Source organism: Komagataeibacter kakiaceti JCM 25156 (assembly GCF_000613305.1).
This window is the reverse complement of the sequence record NZ_BAIO01000862.1, coordinates 1-642: the sequence shown is the minus strand read 5'-3', so window position 1 is coordinate 642 and position 642 is coordinate 1. Positions and strand designations below refer to the sequence as shown.

Annotated in this window: 1 pseudogene; it reads left to right on the top strand. The window is 70.7% G+C overall.

What is annotated here, in order from left to right:
- Positions 1–45: 45 nt before the first annotated feature.
- Positions 46–642: pseudogene (locus tag JCM25156_RS26585) on the top strand (cobalt-precorrin-4/precorrin-4 C(11)-methyltransferase); the annotation flags it as partial.

The following is a 642-nucleotide window of genomic DNA, read 5'->3' as shown; positions in this document are numbered from 1 at the left end:
GACCGGCACCCACGCAACATGTGCCATGGCACAGGGAGATGACGCATGACCGTACACTTCATCGGCGCGGGGCCTGGCGCCGCCGACCTGCTGACCTTCGCGGGCGCGACCTGCTGGCGCGGTGCCCGGTCTGCCTGTACGCGGGGTCGATCGTCCCGGCCGAGATGCTGGAACACTGCCCCCCCGATGCCCGGCTGGTGGATACCGCGCCGCTTACGCTGGACCTGATCGAGCAGGAATACATCCGGGCCCACGCGGCGGGGCAGGACATCGCGCGCCTGCATTCGGGCGACCTGTCGGTCTATAGTGCAGTGGCCGAACAGATCCGCAGGCTGGACCGCCACGGCATCCCGTGGACGATGACGCCCGGCGTGCCCGCCTTCGCCGCCGCCGCCTCCGTGCTGGGGCGGGAACTGACGGTGCCGGAAGTGGCGCAGAGCGTGGTGCTGACGCGGGTGAGCGGCCGGGCCTCCGCCATGCCGGAGCGTGAGAAGCTGGCCGCCTTTGGCGCGACCGGGGCCACGCTGGCCATCCATCTGGCCATTCATGTGCTGGACCAGATCGTGGAACAGCTCACCCCGCTTTACGGCGCGGACTGCCCCGTGGCCATCGTGGCGCGCGCCACATGGCCCGACCAGCTCG